The 17,412-nt window shown below is 66.9% G+C and carries 16 protein-coding genes; all 16 read right to left on the bottom strand.

Features of this window, described 5'->3' with window-relative positions; genetic code table 11:
- Positions 1-2: 2 nt before the first annotated feature.
- Entirely contained in the window at positions 3-992 is a 990-nt protein-coding gene (locus tag IPN47_03360) for a ketoacyl-ACP synthase III (GenBank protein MBK9407084.1), read from the bottom strand.
- A complete protein-coding gene (gene plsX, locus IPN47_03355; GenBank protein MBK9407083.1) occupies positions 989-2,017 on the bottom strand; it encodes a phosphate acyltransferase PlsX in 1,029 nt (342 codons plus the stop codon). The genes IPN47_03360 and plsX overlap by 4 nt, the downstream gene beginning before the upstream one ends.
- A 2-nt stretch (positions 2,018-2,019) precedes the next feature.
- A complete protein-coding gene (rpmF, locus tag IPN47_03350; GenBank protein ID MBK9407082.1) occupies positions 2,020-2,202 on the bottom strand; it encodes a 50S ribosomal protein L32 in 183 nt (60 codons plus the stop codon).
- A gap of 30 nt (positions 2,203-2,232) precedes the next feature.
- Positions 2,233-2,742: a DUF177 domain-containing protein gene (locus tag IPN47_03345; protein MBK9407081.1), complete on the bottom strand. Its 510-nt coding sequence runs from the start codon at positions 2,740-2,742 to the stop codon at positions 2,233-2,235.
- Positions 2,743-2,809: 67 nt separating this feature from the next.
- Positions 2,810-3,229, bottom strand: coding sequence for a nucleoside-diphosphate kinase (ndk, locus tag IPN47_03340; GenBank protein MBK9407080.1), 420 nt, complete (start codon positions 3,227-3,229; stop codon positions 2,810-2,812).
- 122 nt (positions 3,230-3,351) lie between these two features.
- Positions 3,352-4,224: a succinate--CoA ligase subunit alpha gene (gene sucD, locus IPN47_03335; GenBank protein ID MBK9407079.1), complete on the bottom strand. Its 873-nt coding sequence runs from the start codon at positions 4,222-4,224 to the stop codon at positions 3,352-3,354.
- Positions 4,221-5,366, bottom strand: coding sequence for an ADP-forming succinate--CoA ligase subunit beta (gene sucC, locus IPN47_03330; GenBank protein MBK9407078.1), 1,146 nt, complete (start codon positions 5,364-5,366; stop codon positions 4,221-4,223). Before sucC ends, sucD begins: the two co-directional genes overlap by 4 nt.
- 171 nt (positions 5,367-5,537) lie before the next feature.
- The gene (locus IPN47_03325; GenBank protein ID MBK9407077.1) at positions 5,538-8,012 is read right to left on the bottom strand and encodes a UPF0182 family protein; all 2,475 of its coding nucleotides are present in this window, start codon (positions 8,010-8,012) and stop codon (positions 5,538-5,540) included.
- Between the two features lie 12 nt (positions 8,013-8,024).
- On the bottom strand, positions 8,025-9,386 hold the full coding sequence (locus IPN47_03320) for a phosphomannomutase/phosphoglucomutase (protein MBK9407076.1): 1,362 nt from the start codon (positions 9,384-9,386) through the stop codon (positions 8,025-8,027).
- A 60-nt stretch (positions 9,387-9,446) separates the two neighbouring features.
- Positions 9,447-10,997 (bottom strand): NADH-quinone oxidoreductase subunit N, encoded by a 1,551-nt coding sequence (locus tag IPN47_03315; protein ID MBK9407075.1) that lies wholly within the window; start codon positions 10,995-10,997, stop codon positions 9,447-9,449.
- A gap of 1 nt (position 10,998) precedes the next feature.
- Entirely contained in the window at positions 10,999-12,597 is a 1,599-nt protein-coding gene (locus IPN47_03310) for an NADH-quinone oxidoreductase subunit M (GenBank protein ID MBK9407074.1), read from the bottom strand.
- A 4-nt stretch (positions 12,598-12,601) separates the two neighbouring features.
- Positions 12,602-14,806, bottom strand: coding sequence for an NADH-quinone oxidoreductase subunit L (gene nuoL / locus IPN47_03305; protein ID MBK9407073.1), 2,205 nt, complete (start codon positions 14,804-14,806; stop codon positions 12,602-12,604).
- The gene (nuoK, locus tag IPN47_03300; GenBank protein ID MBK9407072.1) at positions 14,806-15,102 is read right to left on the bottom strand and encodes an NADH-quinone oxidoreductase subunit NuoK; all 297 of its coding nucleotides are present in this window, start codon (positions 15,100-15,102) and stop codon (positions 14,806-14,808) included. The genes nuoL and nuoK overlap by 1 nt, the downstream gene beginning before the upstream one ends.
- Positions 15,099-15,635, bottom strand: a complete 537-nt coding sequence (locus IPN47_03295; protein ID MBK9407071.1) for an NADH-quinone oxidoreductase subunit J — start codon at positions 15,633-15,635, stop codon at positions 15,099-15,101. The genes nuoK and IPN47_03295 overlap by 4 nt, the downstream gene beginning before the upstream one ends.
- On the bottom strand, positions 15,635-16,132 hold the full coding sequence (locus IPN47_03290; GenBank protein MBK9407070.1) for an NADH-quinone oxidoreductase subunit I: 498 nt from the start codon (positions 16,130-16,132) through the stop codon (positions 15,635-15,637). The genes IPN47_03295 and IPN47_03290 overlap by 1 nt, the downstream gene beginning before the upstream one ends.
- Complete coding sequence (gene nuoH / locus IPN47_03285) at positions 16,132-17,409, bottom strand: NADH-quinone oxidoreductase subunit NuoH (GenBank protein ID MBK9407069.1); 1,278 nt, start codon at positions 17,407-17,409, stop codon at positions 16,132-16,134. Before nuoH ends, IPN47_03290 begins: the two co-directional genes overlap by 1 nt.
- Positions 17,410-17,412: the final 3 nt, after the last annotated feature.

The raw sequence follows: 17,412 nt of genomic DNA, 5'->3' as shown, positions 1-17,412 counted from the left end.
GGCTAGAAACGGATGACCAGCGACGCCCAGGTGAAGCCCGCCCCGAAGGCGACGAGCAGCACGTTCATCCCCTCCTTGATCCGACCGCTCGTCAGCGCTTCCTCGAGGGCGATGGGGACGGACGCGGAGGAGGTGTTCCCGTAGCGGTCGACGTTGACGTACACCTTGTCCATCGGGATCCCGGCATGCTTCGCCGTGGCCTCGATGATGCGAATGTTGGCCTGGTGCGGAATCATGACGTCGATGTCGGCGCCGGTGAGCTTCGCGCCATCGAGGGCGCGATCGGCCGCTTCGGACATCGAACGTACGGCGTGCTTGAACACCTCACGCCCTTCCATCCTCACGTAGAACGAGCGGTCCTGCAGCACCGTCGCGTCGAACGGGTGCGCCGCACCGCCCGAGGGGCGATAGAGCAGTTCCGCCAGCCGGCCATCGGTACGCATGAAGGTGGACAGGATCCCCTTCGTGCCGTCCGACCGCTTGAGCACCGCAGCCCCGGAGCCGTCGCCAAAGAGGACGCAGGTGGAGCGGTCCTTCCAGTCGACGATCGTGGTCAGCTTCTCGGTGCCGATGACGAGTGACGTCTCGGCCGAACCGGTGTGCATGAGCCCCTCGGCGACGATGAGCCCATAGAGAAAGCTCGAGCAGGCGGCCATGACGTCGAAGGCTGCGGCGCGAGTGGCGCCCAGCTCGGCCTGCACATCGACCGCGGTCGACGGGAGCAGGCGATCGGGCGAGGCGGTGCCGAGGACGATGAGGTCGAGTTCTCCCGCGCTCACGCCGGCGCGCTCCATCGCGACGCGCGAGGCGGCCGACGCCATCGTGCGATTGGTCTCGTGCGGCGCGGCGATGTGTCGCTCGCGGATCCCGGTGCGCTGGACGATCCACTCGTCGTCCGTCTCGAGTCCCAGCTCGGCGAACTCCGCGTTCCGCATGATCCTCGGCGGCGCGTACTTGCCGACGCCGGCGAGGTAGACGATGGGGCGCTTCACGCGACGCTGCCGGCCTGTTCGCTCTCCGACAGGCGTCGCCCGATGTGATCGTTCATGCGCGTCTCCACGGCCCGCACCGCCACCTTGATCGCGCTGGTGATGGCACGCGGGCTCGACTTGCCGTGCGAGATGATGGAGACGCCCTTCACCCCAAGGAGCGGTGCGCCGCCATGCTCGGAGTAATCGAGGTTCTTGAACGTCGCCGCCAGCTGCTCCTTGGACAACCCGGCCTGCCGGGCGACCATGTTGATCAGCATGGGGGCGACCGCTTCGTAGAACTTGAGGAGCGCATTGCCGACGAAGCCGTCGCAGACGACGACGTCAATCGGTCCGCGATCGCTCCGTCCCATGGGGAGGTCGCGCCCCTCGACGTTTCCCTGAAAGTTGAGTCCTGACTGGAGGAGGAGCTGATGCGCCTCCTTCACCGCGACATTGCCCTTCTCCGGCTCCTCGCCGATGCTCAGCAGTCCGATCACCGGGTTGCTGCGCCCCAGCATGTCCTCGGCGTACACGCTGCCGAGGCGGGCGAATTGGAGCAGCTCCTGCGGGGAGCAATCGACGTTCGCCCCGGAATCGAGCACGACGACGGACTGCGCAGCGGTCGGGAAGACGGTGCTGATCGCCGGGCGGGACAGCCCCGGGTGCAGGCGGAGGACGAGCGTCGAGATGGCCATCTGCGCGCCGGTGTTCCCAGCGGAGACGAAGGCGTCGGACCGACCCTCGGGCTGCAGCTTGAGCCCGACGTGCATGGAGCTGTTGGGTTTGCCGCGCACCGCCGCCGACGGTTTTTCGGACATGTCGATGACGTCCGAGGCCTCGATGATATCCAGGCGATCGGCATGCGAGGCGAGGGCCGCATGGGCGCCCGACAGCGCCTCGTCGATTTCCCGGCGAATGACCTCCGGGATCCCGACGAGTTGGATGCGATGCGAGGGATCGAGTTCAGCGAGGGCGAGAAGTGCCCCCGCGACGGGAGCGGAGGGGGCGAAGTCGCCCCCCATCGCGTCAAGCGCGATGCGCGCCAAGGCTACGCTTCCTGCGCTTCGACTCGCTGCTCACCCGCGTAGAACCCGCAGTCCGCGCAGACGCGGTGGGGGCGCTTCATGCTCCCGCAGCGCGGGCAGCTCTGGATGGCGATCGCCGGGGCGACCTTATGGGTGTTACGCGCCCGCTTTCTGCGCTTGGAGGTACGTCGCTTGGGGACGGCCATGGGACTATCGTCTCAGAAAAAGTGATCCGCCTAACGCGCCGACTCGTCGAGCGAGCGCAGCGCATCCCAGCGGGGATCGCGCACCGCGGCGCAACTGCACGCCCCGGCATTCAGGTCTGCTCCGCACTTCGGGCACAACCCCTTGCAGTCCTCCCGGCACACGACCAGCGAGGGCACGGCCAGCAGCCATTGCTCACGGATCGCGGGACGGAGGTCGAGCTCATACTCTCGTGCGTCGATGGGATACACATCGGGGTCGTCCTCATCCTCGCCCCCCGATTCGGCGAACAGCAGGTGCACATCCTCCGTGACCGGCGACTCCACATCGATCAGGCAGCGCCGGCAGGTGTCGCGTGCGACCCCTGCCAGATGCCCGCTGAAGTAGAACCGATCGCTCCCGGCGCTCGACAGGCGCCCCGTGACATGAATGTCGCCCACGGGGTGCACGTCGCCTTCGATCCACACCGGATCGTCAGCAGCGAGCGTCCCATCGACGCGCGCCGCGTGCGATTCCAGATTTCGAAGGTCATAGGACAGCATAGCCCGGCAATTTAGACATGCCGGGCTAGCGTATCAAGTGGCGATGGTTTCGGAACTTACGCCGCCTCTACAGGATCTCCGACTCCGCGAAGAAGAAACGGGACTCGCGCGAGGCGTTTTCGTCCGAATCCGAGGCGTGAATCGCGTTCCGCTCCTTGGACTCGGCGTAGAGCTTCCGGACCGTCCCCTCAGCCGCCTCGGCCGGGTCGGTTGCCCCGATCACCTTGCGCAGCTCCGCCACCGCGTCGGCGCGCTCCAGAACGATCGGCATGCACTTCCCCGAGGTCATGAAGGTGACCAACGAGCGGAAGAACGGGCGCTCCCGATGCACCCCGTAGAACTCCTCGGCCTGCGCCGTGGACAGGTGCATGACCCGGGCAGCCACCACGGTGAATCCGGCCCCCTCGAGGTGCGCGATGATCTTGCCAGCCTTGCCGGCGCCAAAGGCGTCGGGCTTCACGATTGTCAGCGTACGATTTCCGGACATTTCAGAACCTCGGAAGACGAGAAGACGGGAAGACGGGAAGACGAGATGACAGGCATCGGGGGGCCGGAAGTGGCGCGGGACACTCCCCAACTCGTCTTCTCGTCTTCCCGTCTTCCGTGAACTCAGGAAAGGTGTGCCTTGACCAGTTCGACGAAGTCGATCGGGCGCTTGGCGACGCCCATACCGGCCTCCTGGAAGGCCTGGATCTTCTCGGCGGCGGTGCCGGCGGACCCAGAGATGATGGCGCCGGCGTGCCCCATGCGGCGCCCTGGCGGGGCCGTCTGGCCGGCGATGAAGCCCACGACCGGCTTGGTCATGTGCTCCTTCACGAAGCGGGCGGCCTCCTGCTCGTCCGTCCCGCCGATCTCCCCCATCATGCAGACCACCTTCGTGGCCGGATCGGCCTCGAACGCGGCCAGCGCATCGATGAAGTTGGTCCCGTTGATCGGGTCGCCGCCGATGCCGACACAGGTCGTCTGCCCGATCCCGGCGCGGGTGAGCTGGTAGACGATCTCGTACGTCAGCGTGCCGGAGCGCGACACCACACCCACCGGCCCGGGCGTGCAGATGCGCCCCGGAATGATTCCGACCTTCGACTCCCCCGGCGAGATGAGCCCGGGGCAGTTGGGGCCGAGGAGGCGGACCCCCTTGTCCTTCACGTACGGATAGACGCGCGTCATGTCGAGGACGGGGACGCCCTCGGTGATCGCGACGATGAGCTGCACGCCGGCATCGGCCGCCTCGATGATGGCGTCAGCTGCAAACATCGGCGGCACGTAGATGACCGACGTGTTGGCGCCGGTCGCCTGCACGGCGTCGGCCACGGTGTTGTAGATCGGCACCGTGCCTTCAAACTTCTGCCCGCCCTTCCCCGGCGTGACGCCGGCGACGACGCGGGTCCCGTACTCGATCATCTGCTTCGTGTGGAACGAGCCATCGCGGCCCGTGATCCCCTGCACGACGAGCGTCGTGTCCTTCCCGATGAAGACGCTCACGCGGCCTGTCCTCCGGTAGCGAGTTGGACGGCCTTCTTCACCGCTTCGTCCATGTCGCTCGAGGCGGAGAATCCGTTTTCGGTCAGGATCTTCATCGCGATCTCTTCATTCGTGCCGGTGAGGCGGATGACGATCGGCACCTTGAGCGGATTCTCCTTCGTCGCCGTCACGATGCCGTTGGCCACGTCATCGGTGCGCGTGATTCCCCCAAAGATGTTGAACAGGATCGCCTTCACGTTGGTATCGGCGGTGATGATGCGCAGCGCGTTCACCACCTTTTCCGGGTTGGAGCTGCCGCCGATGTCGAGGAAGTTGGCCGGATCGCCGCCGTAGTACTTCACCAGGTCCATCGTGGCCATCGCGAGACCGGCGCCGTTCACGACGCAGCCCACGTTGCCATCGAGCTTGATGAAGGTGAGGTTGGCGTTGCGCGCCAGGACTTCGCTCGGCTCCTCCGACGTCTCGTCGCGCAGCGCGGCGATGGCGGGGCGGCGATCGAGTTCGTTGTCGTCGATGACCATCTTGGCGTCGAGCGCGATGACTTCACCGGCCGGCGTGACAACGAGCGGGTTGATCTCGGCGAGCGAGCAGCCGCTCTGCATGAACGCGGTGTACAGCTGCTGCATGATCTTCGACGCCGCGCGTGCCTTGGCGAGGTCGTCGTACAGGAAGAAGCCGAGGCGCATCGCCTGAAACGGCATCAGCCCGTAGCGCGTGTCGATGGGGAGCTTGAGGATCTTCTCGGGGGTCGTCGCGGCGACCTCCTCGATGTCGATCCCGCCCGCCGGGCTCACCATGAAGACCGGCTTCTTGCTCGCGCGGTCGAGGATGATGCCGACGTAGGCTTCGGTGGCGATATCCGAGGCCTCGGTGACGAGGACCTTCTCCACCGTCAGTCCCTTGATCTGCATCCCCAGGATGGCCTGCGCCTTCTCGCGCGCCTCCTCGGGCGTCTTGGCGAGCTTGACGCCGCCGGCCTTGCCGCGGCCACCCGCGTGGACCTGCGCCTTCACCACCACCATCTTGCCGATGCGGCGGGCAATGGCCTCAGCCTCGTCAGGCGTGGTGGCAATCTCCCCGGGGGGAATCGGCGTACCGATGGCCCGAAGGATGTCCTTCGCCTGGTATTCGTGAATGTTCACGCGATCTCCAACGTTCGGTGAGTTACTGGAAGACGAGAAGACGAGACGACGAGAGTGGGAAGCGCACTGCGCCGAGTTCGAGTGCCTCGGGGTCGTGAACTCGTCGTCTCGTCTTCCCGTCTTCGCGCGGTCCTAGGAACGGGGGCAAGGTACGGAGGGTCGGGAGGTGGTTCAAGGCTTAACCGGCGTCGAGCGCAACACGCGTCCGAGCGACTCGTAGGCCGTGCCAAACGCGAGCCAGTCGCCCCGCTTGAGTGCCTCTCGCATCTCGGCGTACAACGCCTCGACGCGCGCCCGGAATTCGGCGGGCGACAGCGGCGTCACCGGGAGCACCGGCGCGGGCAGTCCCGCGGCCGCGGCGATGGTCGCCCCCGTGCGCACCGTATCGCCGATCATCACCGCGACGAGGCGCACGGCGGGGGCACCGTCGGTACGCCAAGCATACGCGGTCTGCACGTACGCCCGGTCGCTGCCGGACGGCAGAATGCGCACCGAGCCCCGCACGAGCGGTGCGTCGCGCGTCGTGACCGACTGCGACGCCGAATCGATGGCGCGGTGGAGTCGATCGAGAATCACCCCCCATCGGGGCCCCGCCGTCAGGGCGGGTTCCCAGCGCACCTCGTAGTCGGCTCCGCCCGTCGCCACCACCGTTCCTCGCACGCGATCGGCCGCGTCCAGGACGGGGAACGACAAGGAGAGTCGCCCGGTGGCCGAGTCGACGAACGGTGCCTGCGTGTGGAGCGAGAAGAGCGTGTCGCCACCGGCTTGCCGCGGGAGACGCGATGGGGGGCCGTTCTCGCCGCGCGGACCCAACGCCGCAAAGAGCCGCGCGTGCAGGTACGCCCCCTCCGCGGGAGGCGGAATCCGGTCGGTCAGCTGGCGATCGACGGCAGATGCCGAGACGAAGAGCGCCGGGAATCGACGCATCCACGAGACGGTGACGGGATCGGGGGCCGGATCGGCAATGCTGATGACGCGACCGGTATGCGCGTTGACCACCGCGACTGCGGCGTGCTGATAGTATCGCGCGTCGTCGCTGCCGATGCGGATCGGGTCGCTCAGCGGATAGAACTGCGACGCGGAGTACAGGTGCAACGTCCAGTACAGCGAGTCCCGGTGCACGACCGGGTTGACGCGCGCGCCCTGCAGGAACAGCGGGAAGAGCCGGCGCACGCGGCGCCGCACGTCGCGATGCAGGACGACCCGAGCGGCGGCGCGCGGCGTGCTGCTCAGCAGGCGAGGATTCTGCAGCCCCCACGCGTGCGCGAGGCGCGACGCAAAGGAGGTCAGGAGCGGTGCGGCGATGCGTCCCGTCGAGTCGAGGACGATGCTGTAGCCCGGGGCCGAGTCGAAGACGACGGCGGCCGGCAACCCGAGTTCGCCATCCGCGCTGCCCTCGGTGACGGGCGTCCCCTGTTCGGTCGCGAGGTCTGACTCGATGCGCACGGCCCCCCATGGCGCCAACGGATCGCTCGCCTCTGGCCCAGACGGCTGCTCCACGACGACAGCGCGCAGGCGTCCGTCGAGTGCTTCCCAACCGGCCGCCCCGAGCGGACGGCCGGCGCGACGTTCGCGCGCGAGGGCGCGCTCGAGCGCCGGGGGATCCCAGAGCGCGGCGCCGCGCAGCGCGCCCATCGCCAGGGGGCCGGAGAGGCTCGAATCCGGACGCGCGACGCGATCGACGTCATAGGCACGCCGCGTGTAGCCTGCGCGTGTCTTGAAGTACGGGGCGTCGCGCAGCTCCTGATCGGCGGGGACGAGGAAACGCTCGGCGACCGGCGGGAGGAATTGGCGGAGCGAGAGCGCGAGCAGGAGGACGGCACTCACCGTCGCGAATGCCAGGCGCAGCTGTCCGAACCAGCCGGACCAGAGGAGGAGCACCGCCGCCGCCACCGTGCCGAGCGAGAGCACGAGGTTGGCGGGAATGCCCACGCGATGATCGAGGGCGTTAAAGGCGGCCTGCGCCCCGCTCCCCTCCAGCAGCAAGCGATACGCGTCCAGGCGGTAGCTCCAGCCGAGGATGACGAGGAGCGCCGCCCCGAGCACGAAGAGGTGCCGTCGCACGTAGGCGGTCACGCGCAGTCGTCCCCCGTCCCATCGCAGGCTGGGTGTGAGGGCGTAGAACACGACGACCACGAGCGTCACCGTCAGCAGCGCGATGAGCGACCACAGGTGCAACGCGGCTTCGAGGGGGAGCCAGTAGACCCAGAAGGCGAGGTCGAACTGGAAGTAGGGATCGCTCTCGCGGAACGGCTCGCCGTGTCGCACCAGCTCGACCGACGTCCAATCACCGTGCGGGAGTGCGAGCAGGAGCCCCATGACGAGCGAGAGCGTCACGACCGCGGCCATCAGGTATTGCCCGGGGACCTCCTCGCCGATCTCGAGGTTGCCCACGCGTCGCGGGAGGACGAGGGAGACCACCGAGTGCCGGACGGCCCAGAGGTTCAGGAAGACGAAGAGCGTCCCGACCACGAAGGCGCCGCCGCGCAGGATGAGCAGGTCGACGGCGCGCGCCCGCCAGACGTCCGCGGCGCCTAACGCATCGAACCAGAGAAAATCCACGTACCAGCCGGCCACCACGCGCCCCACCAGGAGGAGCGCGGCAAGGGCAATGACTCCGCCCAGCAGCCAGCGACGACGGCTCACGCGACGGTCACGTTAGGGACTCACGCCCTGCGACCGCAGCCACCCCTCCATCTCGTCGCGGATGGCCTGCAGCCGGTCCTGCGTCAGCGCTTCGTAGCGCGTGACCAGGATGGGCTGCGTGTTGGACGCCCGAATCAGTCCCCACCCGTCGCCGAAGAGGACGCGCACCCCGTCGACGTCGATCACGTCGTGCGTCGCCTTGAAGTGCTTTGCTGCGGCCTCCACGAGCGGAAACTTGCGCTCGTCACCGCAGTCCACGCGAATCTCCGGCGTGGAGAAGAACGGGGGGACGTCGGACAGCAGCTCCTGCACCGAGCGCCCGCTGTCGGCGACGATGCGCAGCAGGCGCGCCGCGCCGTAGAGCGCGTCGTCGTGCCCGTAGAACCCCTCGGCGAAGAACATGTGTCCGGACATCTCCCCGGCAACCGGTGCGTGGAGCTCCTTCATCTTGTCCTTGATGAGGGAGTGGCCGGTCTTCCACATCACCGGCGTTCCCCCGGCCTTGGCGATGGCGTCAGGAAGCGCTTGCGAGCACTTCACGTCGAAGATGATCGACTGCCCTCCCCCGGTGCGCGCCAGCACATCGCGGGCATAGAGGATCAGGATGTGATCGCCCCAGATGATCGTCCCGTCGCCATCCACCAGCCCGATGCGGTCGGCATCGCCGTCGAAGGCGATCCCCAGATCGGCCCCCTGCATGCGCACGGCGGCGATGAGGTCGTGCAGGTTCTCCACCACCGTGGGATCGGGATGGTGATTGGGAAAGGTCCCGTCGCTTTCGCAGAAGAGATAGCTCCCCGCGACACCCAGGCGCGAGAAGAGCGCCTCGGCCACGAGCGCGCCGGCGCCGTTGCCGGCGTCGATCACCACCTTGAGCGGTCGCGAGAGTGGGCCGACCTTGGCGACGATGTCATCGATGTAACGCGCGATGATCTCCTCGTGGCAGACGGTCCCCTCCCCCGCGGGATAGCTCGCCTCGCGAATAAAGCGCAGGAGCCCCTGGATCCCCGCGCCGTGCAGCGATTCGGTGCCGACGCACAGCTTGAATCCGTTGTACTCGGGCGGGTTGTGGGAGCCGGTGATCTGGATCCCCCCAACGACCGGGAGATGATGCAGGCTCCAGTACAGGAGCGGGGTCGGGACGACGCCGATGTCGATGACGTCGACGCCGCAGGCCGTGAGGCCGGCGACCAGCGCATCGCGCAGCGCGAGCCCCGATGGGCGATTGTCGCGTCCAACGGCGACGTTGCCGCGGATGCCGCGCGACGCCAGGTGCGCCGCGTATGCGCGTCCGATCGCTTCGGCGGCCTCGGTGGTGAGGTCGTCGCCCACGACACCGCGAATGTCATACTGCCGGAAGATCCCTGCGTTGATCGCCATATCGAAGTCGTGCGGCCGTAAACGAGGCGGGGCCGCGTGGCGGCCCCGCTGTGGTCACTGTCCGGTGGTCGGCGCGGTGGAAGGCGCCGGTGCCCCCGGTTGTGCTGGGGCCCCAGTCGCCGCGGGCACCCCTAACGAACTGGAGGCCTTGGCCAGTCGGACAATCGGGTCGGGATAGACCCCGAAGAAGAGTATCAGTGCGACAGCCCCGCCCACCACCAGCTTGGTCAGTCCGGGCATGGCCGGAACGGTCGGTGCATCGGCGGCGCGGGGCTTCATGAACATCGCCATGACGACCGGAACGTAGTAGCCGGCGGAGATGGTCGAGGTGAGGACGAGCACGATCGCCAGACGTATCTGGGGAGCTGGTGCCTGAATCGCGGACTGCAGGACGTACCACTTGGCGAAGAAGCCCATGCCGCCGAACACCGGGAAGCCAAGCAGCGCGAGCATGAAGACCATCATGGAGATCGCGAGCCCTGGATTGGTGTTCCAGAGGCCGTGGAGGTCCTCGATCCGATCGCCGGAGCTCCCCGACTGCCCGACGGCGATGAGGACGGCGAATGCCCCCATGGTCGCGAGGGTGTACGCGAACAGGTAGAACAGGAAGGCCGTCGCCGCCTGCGGTGTTCCGGCTGCCAGCGCGACGAGGATGAAGCCCGTGTGGCCGATGCTGGAGTACGCCAGCATGCGCTTCAGGTTCTTCTGCTGCAGGGCGATGATGTTGCCGACGATCATCGTCGTGGCCGCGATCCACCAGACCGCCTTGTGCCACTCGGCGTACACCCCCGGGAATGCTTCGAGCCAGACGCGGAGGAAGGCGGCGAAGGCCGCGGCCTTCACGCCGGCAGCCATGAAGCCCGAGATCGGCGTCGGCGCCCCTTCGTACACGTCGGGGGCCCACATGTGGAACGGGGCGGCCGCCAGCTTGAAGCCGAAGCCCACCAACAGGAGCGCTACGCCCACGAGGAGCATGGGCGACTGGGACAGGTTGAGCGAGGCGATGCGCGCCCCGATCTCGGTCAGGTTGGTCGACCCGGTGGCGCCGTAGACGAGTGCGATGCCATACAACAGGAACGCCGTCGAGAAGGCGCCGAGCAGGAAGTACTTGAGCGACCCTTCGGCGGCGCGCGCGCTGCGACGGTTGAGCCCCGCCAGGACATACACGGCAATCGACATCAACTCGATGCCGAGGAAGAGCACCATGAGGTCGCGTGCGGCCGCCATCAACATCATCCCGCCGACGGCGAAGATGGTGAGGACGTGCGCCTCTCCCGCGAGGATCCCTTCGCGGGCGTTGTAGTCGACCGAGAGGGCGATCGCGATGATGGCGGCCAGGAGGAACAGTGCGTCGGCCGCCCAGCGGAAACCATCGACGGCGATGACGCCGGCGCCGGCTGTCGGATTGCGCGTCGCGGTGAAGACCACGGCCACGAGGACGACGACGGCGAGCCCGATGCTGGCCAGCCCAACGCTGCGCTGCCGGGCAATGGAATCAGGCCCCCAGGCCGCGGCGAGCATCAGGACCATCGCCCCGCCGAGCAGGACGAGATCGGGGCCCAGCGCCATGGTGAGCTGCGCGGGGATGGAGAGATCGTAGTGCATCTCAGTTCCCTCCCGTGGCGATGCTCATCGTGGCTTGCTGTGCGGCCGCACGCGTCTCCACCTGCTGCACGAACTTGGCCGCCGACGCTTCCATGCGGGACAGGACCGGCTTGGGGTAGACGCCCATCCAGATGATGAGGAAGAGGAGCGGCGCCAACAGCGTGATCTCGCGCCAGTTGAGGTCCGTCAGCTGCGCATTGGCCGGCTTGTCGAGCGGGTTGTACAGGATCCGCTGCACGGCCCACAGCATGTAGGCCGCCGCCAGGATCACGCCTAACGCCGAGATGGTCGTCATCCACGGGACCGTCTTGAACGAGCCGACCATCACCAGGAACTCGGAGATGAAGCCGTTGGTCCCGGGGAGCCCGATCGAGCTGAGGGCGACGACCGTCAGCGCCGTGGCGAAGATCGGGACGACCTTGGCGATACCGCCGTAGTCGGCGATGAGGCGCGAGTGCTTCCGCTCGTAGATCATGCCGATGAGGAAAAACAGCGCGCCGGTCGAGACGCCGTGGCCGATCATCACCATCAGCGCCCCCTGCACGCTCTCGGTGGTCATGGCGAAGATGCCGAGCATGACCATGCCGAGGTGGGCGACCGATGAGTACGCGACGAGCTTCTTGAAGTCGGGCTGCACCAGCGCGACGAGCGATCCGTAGATCACCCCGATCACGCTGAGCGCGATGATCACCGCGCGCACCGTCTCGTGCATCGCGATCCCCGGGAAGAGCGGGATCGCCAGGCGCAGGAATCCGTAGGTGCCGAGCTTGAGCAGGATGCCGGCCAGGATGACCGACCCTGCCGTAGGCGCCTCGACGTGCGCGTCAGGCAGCCACGTGTGGAACGGGAACATCGGGACCTTCACCGCGAAGGCCACGAAGAAGGCGAGGAAGAGCCAGAAGGCCACCTTGGGTTGCAGCTCGCTCACCGCCATGATGGCGTCGTACGAGAAGTTCGGCCGTCCGTCGGCGAGCCCGGCCTGGTAGCCGAGGTACACGATGGCGACCAGCATCAGGAGCGAGCCGAACATCGTGTAGATGAAGAACTTCAAGGACGCGTAGATGCGCCGTTCCCCGCCCCAGATCCCGACGATGAAGTACATCGGGATGAGCATCACTTCCCACATCACGTAGAACAGGAAGAGGTCGCGCGCCACGAAGACGCCGAGCATCCCCACCGTGAGGAGGAGCATGAGGGCGTGATAGGCGTGCACCTTCTTCGAGATGCTCGTCCAGCCGCCAAGGACGGCCAGTGGCATCAGGAAGGTGGTGAGCAACACCATCATGAGCGACAGGCCGTCGATCCCGAGCGAGAAGCGCGAGCCCCACGACTCGATCCACGGGGCGTCGAAGCCGGCCTGCCAGCCGCTGGACGTCGGGTCGAACGACCACCAGAGGCCGATCGAGACGACAAACTCGAGAAGGAAGATGGCGAGCGTCATGACCCGGGCCGTCCCTTCGGCACTGGCCAGCGCATCGCCCGACGCCCCCTTGAGCGTCGCGCCATGCAGCCACACCAGGAGCGCGCCGATCACCGGAATGATCAGCAGCGCCGGGAGGACCCAGGAGTTGTACCCGATCGATTCGAGCAAGGCTTGCATCGGTCTATCGCAGGGAGAAAGCGCCGAGTACCGCGACGACGCCGATGATGAGCACCCAGGCGTATGTCCCCACCTGGCCCGACTGGACCCGCGCACCCACCCAGCCGATGCCGCGGGCCAACTGCGCGCTCCCGTTCACCAACAGCCCGTCGATGATCCCCGCATCCATCCCCTTCCACAGGACGGCACGCGAGAACCCGACGAGCGGCTGCACCACGACCTTGTCGTACCCTTCGTCGACGAAATACTTGTGCTCCAGCACCCGGTCGATCCCTTCGGACGCCGGCGACTGGTTCTTGGGGACGAGCGCCGACGGCTTGAGGCGCGCGATGGCGAAGGCGATGCCGATGGCGGCAATCGCGATCGCGATGCCGACCAGGACGTACTCGGTGCTGTGCTCGAGATGCGCCTCGTGCCCCTTGGTCACGCGCAGCGCCGCCTCCCCCGTCACCGGCTCCAGCCAGTGGTGCAGCGCCTGGATCGGCCCTGCCGGGAAGAACGTCGGCAGGTTGAGCCATCCGCCAGCTGCACTGAGCACGCCCAGCACCGCCAGCGGTCCGGTCATGATCCACGGCGCCTCGTGCAGGTGCCCCTGCTCCTTCTCGCCGCTCCGGTTGGGGCCGTGGAAGGTGTAGAGCATCATGCGCGTCATGTAGATCGCCGTCAGGAGCGCCGAGGTGAGTCCGATCGCGTAGATGGCGTAGAGCAGCGCGCTCCCCGGGATGCCGAGCCAGCTCGCCTCGGCGAGCGTCGACCCGTGCGTGCGCGCGAAGACCGAGCCGAGGATTTCGTCCTTCGAGAAGAAGCCCGCAAACGGTGGGATGCCGGCAATCGCCAGTGTGGCGATCCACATCAGGTTGAACGTCACGGGCATGAACTTCCGGAGCCCGCCCATGTTGCGCATGTCCTGCGCGTCGTCATGGTTCCCGGTGTGGTGATACGCCCGGTGCATGGCGTAGATCACCGACCCCGACCCGAGGAACAGGAGCGCCTTGAAGAAGGCGTGCGTGACCAGGTGGAAGACCCCCGCCGCGTATGCTCCAACCCCCACGCCCACGAACATGTAGCCGAGCTGCGAGACGGTGGAGTACGCGAGGACCTTCTTGATGTCCCACTGCTTGAGCCCGATCGTCGCCGCGAAGAGCGCGGTGAGCGCCCCGACGAAGGCGACGGTGAGCGAGGCCACCGGCGACAGCGAGAAGAGGACCGCGCTGCGGGCGATGAGATACACGCCCGCGGTCACCATGGTCGCCGCGTGGATGAGCGCCGAGACCGGTGTCGGGCCCGCCATGGCGTCGGGAAGCCAGACGTAGAGTGGGATCTGCGCGCTCTTGCCCGTGCACCCGAGGAACATGAAGAGGCAGATCGCCGTCACCAGCGCGCCGCCAGGGGCAAACTGCGCGGCCCCGGCGTTGACGCCGGCAAAGTCCAGCGTCCCCAGGTTGGAGAAGAGCAGGAACATGGCGACGAGGAAGCCGAAGTCGCCGATGCGGTTGACGATGAACGCCTTCTTGCCCGCGTCCGCGTTCGCCTTCTCCGAGAACCAGAAGCCGATCAGCAGGTACGAGCACAGCCCCACCCCTTCCCACCCGACGAAGAGCAGCGGGTAGTTGGCGCCCAGCACCAGGATGAGCATGAAGAAGACGAACAGGTTGAGGTACGCGAAGTAGCGCGGGTACCCCGGGTCGTCCTGCATGTAGCCGACCGAGAACAGGTGGATCAGCGTCCCGACGCCGGTGATGACCATCGCCATCACCATCGAGAGCTGGTCGACCTGGAAGGCCGCGTCGATGCGCAGGTCACCGACCGCCATCCACGAGAACAGCGTCTTCACGAACGGCTGCTCGGCGTGCGCACCGGACAGTGCGAAGAAGATCGTGGCGGTGAGGACGAAGGCCGCGGCGAGCACCGCCGGCCCGACGATGCTCACGAGCCCCGCGTGCTTGTGCCGCGGCGGCGCGTGATGGTCGTCGTGGCCGTGCCCATGACCGTGATCGTCGTGCCCGTGACCGTGCGCGTCCCCGTGATCGTCGTGGTGCGCGTGGTGCGTCGACGGATTCTTGGGTCCCGTCTTCGCCACGCTGGTGAGCGCGAGAAGGCCGTTGATGAGGAACCCGATCAGCGGGAGGATCGGGACGAGCCAGATCCACTCGGCCACGGTCCCGGCGAGTGGGTGCGCTCCGGCGGCTGCCGCTTCCTGGAGGAGCATCAGCCCTTGAGGAGATTGATGTTCGTGAGGTCCACCGTCTGGCGGTGGCGGAAAATCGAGATGATGATCGCGAGCCCCACCGCGGCTTCAGCCGCGGCAACGGTCATGACGAACACCACGAACACCTGTCCCGTCATCCCGTACAACCTGGAGAAGGCGACGAACGACAGGTTGACCGCGTTGAGCATGAGCTCGACGCACATGAAGATGATGATCGCGTTGCGGCGGGTGAGGACACCAATCACCCCGATGCTGAACAGCACCGCGGACAGCGCGAGCGCTTCGGGAACCATCATGCGGAGGCCCTCCGTTTGCCGAGGACGACGGCGCCGACGATGGCCACGAGGAGCAGGATGCTCGTGAGTTCGAAGGCGAGCAGGTTGTCGCTGAAGAGCGGCTTGGCGATCGCGCTCACGGCGTTGAGATCCTTGAGGCTCTCGGCGCGCGCGAAGTCACTCTGCACCAGGGACGCCTCGGGGCGTGTGCGCCCGAGCGCCATCACCTGTGCCAGCAGGGCGATGCCTAACAAGCCGGCCGCGATCCGCCCCCACTTGCCGCGCAGGTCCGACAGCTCGTCGGGATGCCCGAGGTTGAGCAGCATGACGACGAAGAGGAAGACCACCATGATGGCACCGGCATAGACCAGCACCTGGATGGCGCCGACGAAGTGCGCGTCCATCATGACGTAGAGCGCGGCGAGGCAGAACATGGTCTGCACCAGCCACAGCGCCGCCGCCACGGGGCTCTTGCGGGTCACGAACGCGAGCGCCGAGGCGATCGCGAGCAGCCCGAAGAGATAGAAGTGAAGCTCGTAGAAGAAGTTCGGCATTACTCGCCTTTCGGGTCGGCCGGGTCCCACATCTCGCACACCGGGTGCGTCTGGGCCATCAGGCGCTCGAGGTCGTAGACGAAGCCTTCGCGCGAATACTCGGCATTCTCGTAGTGCCTTCCGAGGTGGATCGCCTCCTCGGGGCACACTTCCTGGCAGTAGCCGCAGAAGATGCAGCGGAACTCGTCGATCTCGAAGACGAGCGGATAGCGGTTCCCCTGCTCGTCCTCACCCGGGACCAGCTTGATGCAGTTGGCGGGGCACACCGTGGGGCAGAGTCCGCACGCCACGCACTTCGCCTTGCCGTCCTCGGTGGTGAGCATGCGATGCGTCCCGCGCCAGCGCGGCGAGATGCTCTCGCGCTGCTCGGGATACTGCGTGGTCACCTTGTGGGGATCGATGAGGTGCTTGAAGGTGTTGCCCAGCCCCTTCAGCGTTGCCCGGACGTAGCTCGTCTCCGAGAGGGGACGGTCCACGACCTTCACGTTGATGGCCATTAGTCGCCTGCCTGGGTCGAGAGATTCGCGCGCGCTGCGGTGATGCCGCGCAGCCTGGCCAGTTCCTCCGCCGACGCGCGTCCGTACGCCGGGCTCAGCACGCGGCCGCGGTCGATGAGCGAGAAGGCGATGAACAGGATGACCGCATTGACCGCCAGGAAGATCCCCGCGTACGCGAGCCCGCGCTCGATCCCCATGGCGTCGAGCGCCAGCATCAGCGAGGCCACGATGACGATGTAGCCCAGCGCCAGCGGGAGGAGGAGCTTCCATCCCAACGACATCAGCTGGTCATACCGGAAGCGCGGAAGCGTCCAGCGGATCCAGATGTAGAAGAACATGAAGAAGAGCGTCTTCGCCATCATGATGATCACCGACAGCAGCACGAGCGGGCCACTCACCGCCCCGGTGTTGTCGGCCGTCATGAACGGGATGTCCCACCCGCCGAAGAAGAGCGTCGCCAGCATCGCCGACTGCGTGACCATGTTGGCGTACTCGGCGATCATGAACATCGAGAACTTCATCGCCGAGTACTCGGTGTGGTACCCGGTCACCAGCTCCGACTCGGCCTCGGGGAGGTCGAACGGGAGGCGGTTGGTCTCGGCGAAGGCGGAGATGAGGTACGTCACGAAGGCCACCGAGAGCGTGACGACGTTCCACGCGTGCATCTCGGCCTGCTGGTTCACGATCGTTCGCATCGTCACGTTCCCCGCCAGCAGCAAGACGGGGATCAGCGACATGCCCATCGAGATCTCGTAGGAGATCATCTGCGCGCTCGAGCGGAGTCCGCCCAGCAGCGCGTACTTGTTGTTCGAGCCCCAGCCGGCGAGCACGATCCCGTACACGCCGAGCGACCCGATACCGAGCGTGAACAGGAAACCGATCGGCAGGTCGGCGAGCACCATGTCGATGCGGCCCCACGGCGACGCGTAGGCCGCCCCCCACGGGATGATCGCCCACACCATCAGCGCCGGCACGAACGACAACATCGGCGCGATGATGAAGAGCGCCTTGTTCACGTGCGGCGGGAGCGTCTCTTCCTTCATGAAGTTCTTCACGCCGTCGGCCAGCGGCTGGAAATAGCCGCGCGGGCCGACGCGATTGGGACCGTGCCGCCCCTGGATCCACGCCGAGATCTTGCGCTCGGCCAGCGTGGAGTAGGCGACGATCACCATGTACAGCGTGAAGAAGACCAGCAGCTTGAGCGCCGTGGCCAGGAACCAGGGCCAGAAGTTCGGAGCAGCCTGCGGATCAACCGCCGCCTGCAGCAGTGCGGGCATCGC

This window comes from Gemmatimonadota bacterium (genome assembly GCA_016719105.1).
Classification (GTDB): domain Bacteria; phylum Gemmatimonadota; class Gemmatimonadetes; order Gemmatimonadales; family Gemmatimonadaceae; genus SCN-70-22.
Note: the sequence above shows the minus strand (reverse complement) of the source record. Positions and strands in the feature narration are given on the sequence as shown.

Excerpts from the sequence above, each read along its gene's own strand:
- IPN47_03295 (MBK9407071.1), bottom strand. The coding sequence starts at position 15,635 with ATGCCGAACTTCTTCTACGAGCTTCACTTCTATCTCTTCGGGCTGCTC.
- rpmF (MBK9407082.1), bottom strand. The coding sequence starts at position 2,202 with ATGGCCGTCCCCAAGCGACGTACCTCCAAGCGCAGAAAGCGGGCGCGT.
- nuoL (MBK9407073.1), bottom strand. The coding sequence starts at position 14,806 with ATGCTCCTCCAGGAAGCGGCAGCCGCCGGAGCGCACCCACTCGCCGGG.
- IPN47_03290 (MBK9407070.1), bottom strand. The coding sequence starts at position 16,132 with ATGGCCATCAACGTGAAGGTCGTGGACCGTCCCCTCTCGGAGACGAGC.
- nuoK (MBK9407072.1), bottom strand. The coding sequence starts at position 15,102 with ATGATGGTTCCCGAAGCGCTCGCGCTGTCCGCGGTGCTGTTCAGCATC.
- IPN47_03345 (MBK9407081.1), bottom strand. The coding sequence starts at position 2,742 with ATGCTGTCCTATGACCTTCGAAATCTGGAATCGCACGCGGCGCGCGTC.
- ndk (MBK9407080.1), bottom strand. The coding sequence starts at position 3,229 with ATGTCCGGAAATCGTACGCTGACAATCGTGAAGCCCGACGCCTTTGGC.
- IPN47_03315 (MBK9407075.1), bottom strand. The coding sequence starts at position 10,997 with ATGCACTACGATCTCTCCATCCCCGCGCAGCTCACCATGGCGCTGGGC.
- nuoH (MBK9407069.1), bottom strand. The coding sequence starts at position 17,409 with ATGCCCGCACTGCTGCAGGCGGCGGTTGATCCGCAGGCTGCTCCGAAC.
- IPN47_03310 (MBK9407074.1), bottom strand. The coding sequence starts at position 12,597 with ATGCAAGCCTTGCTCGAATCGATCGGGTACAACTCCTGGGTCCTCCCG.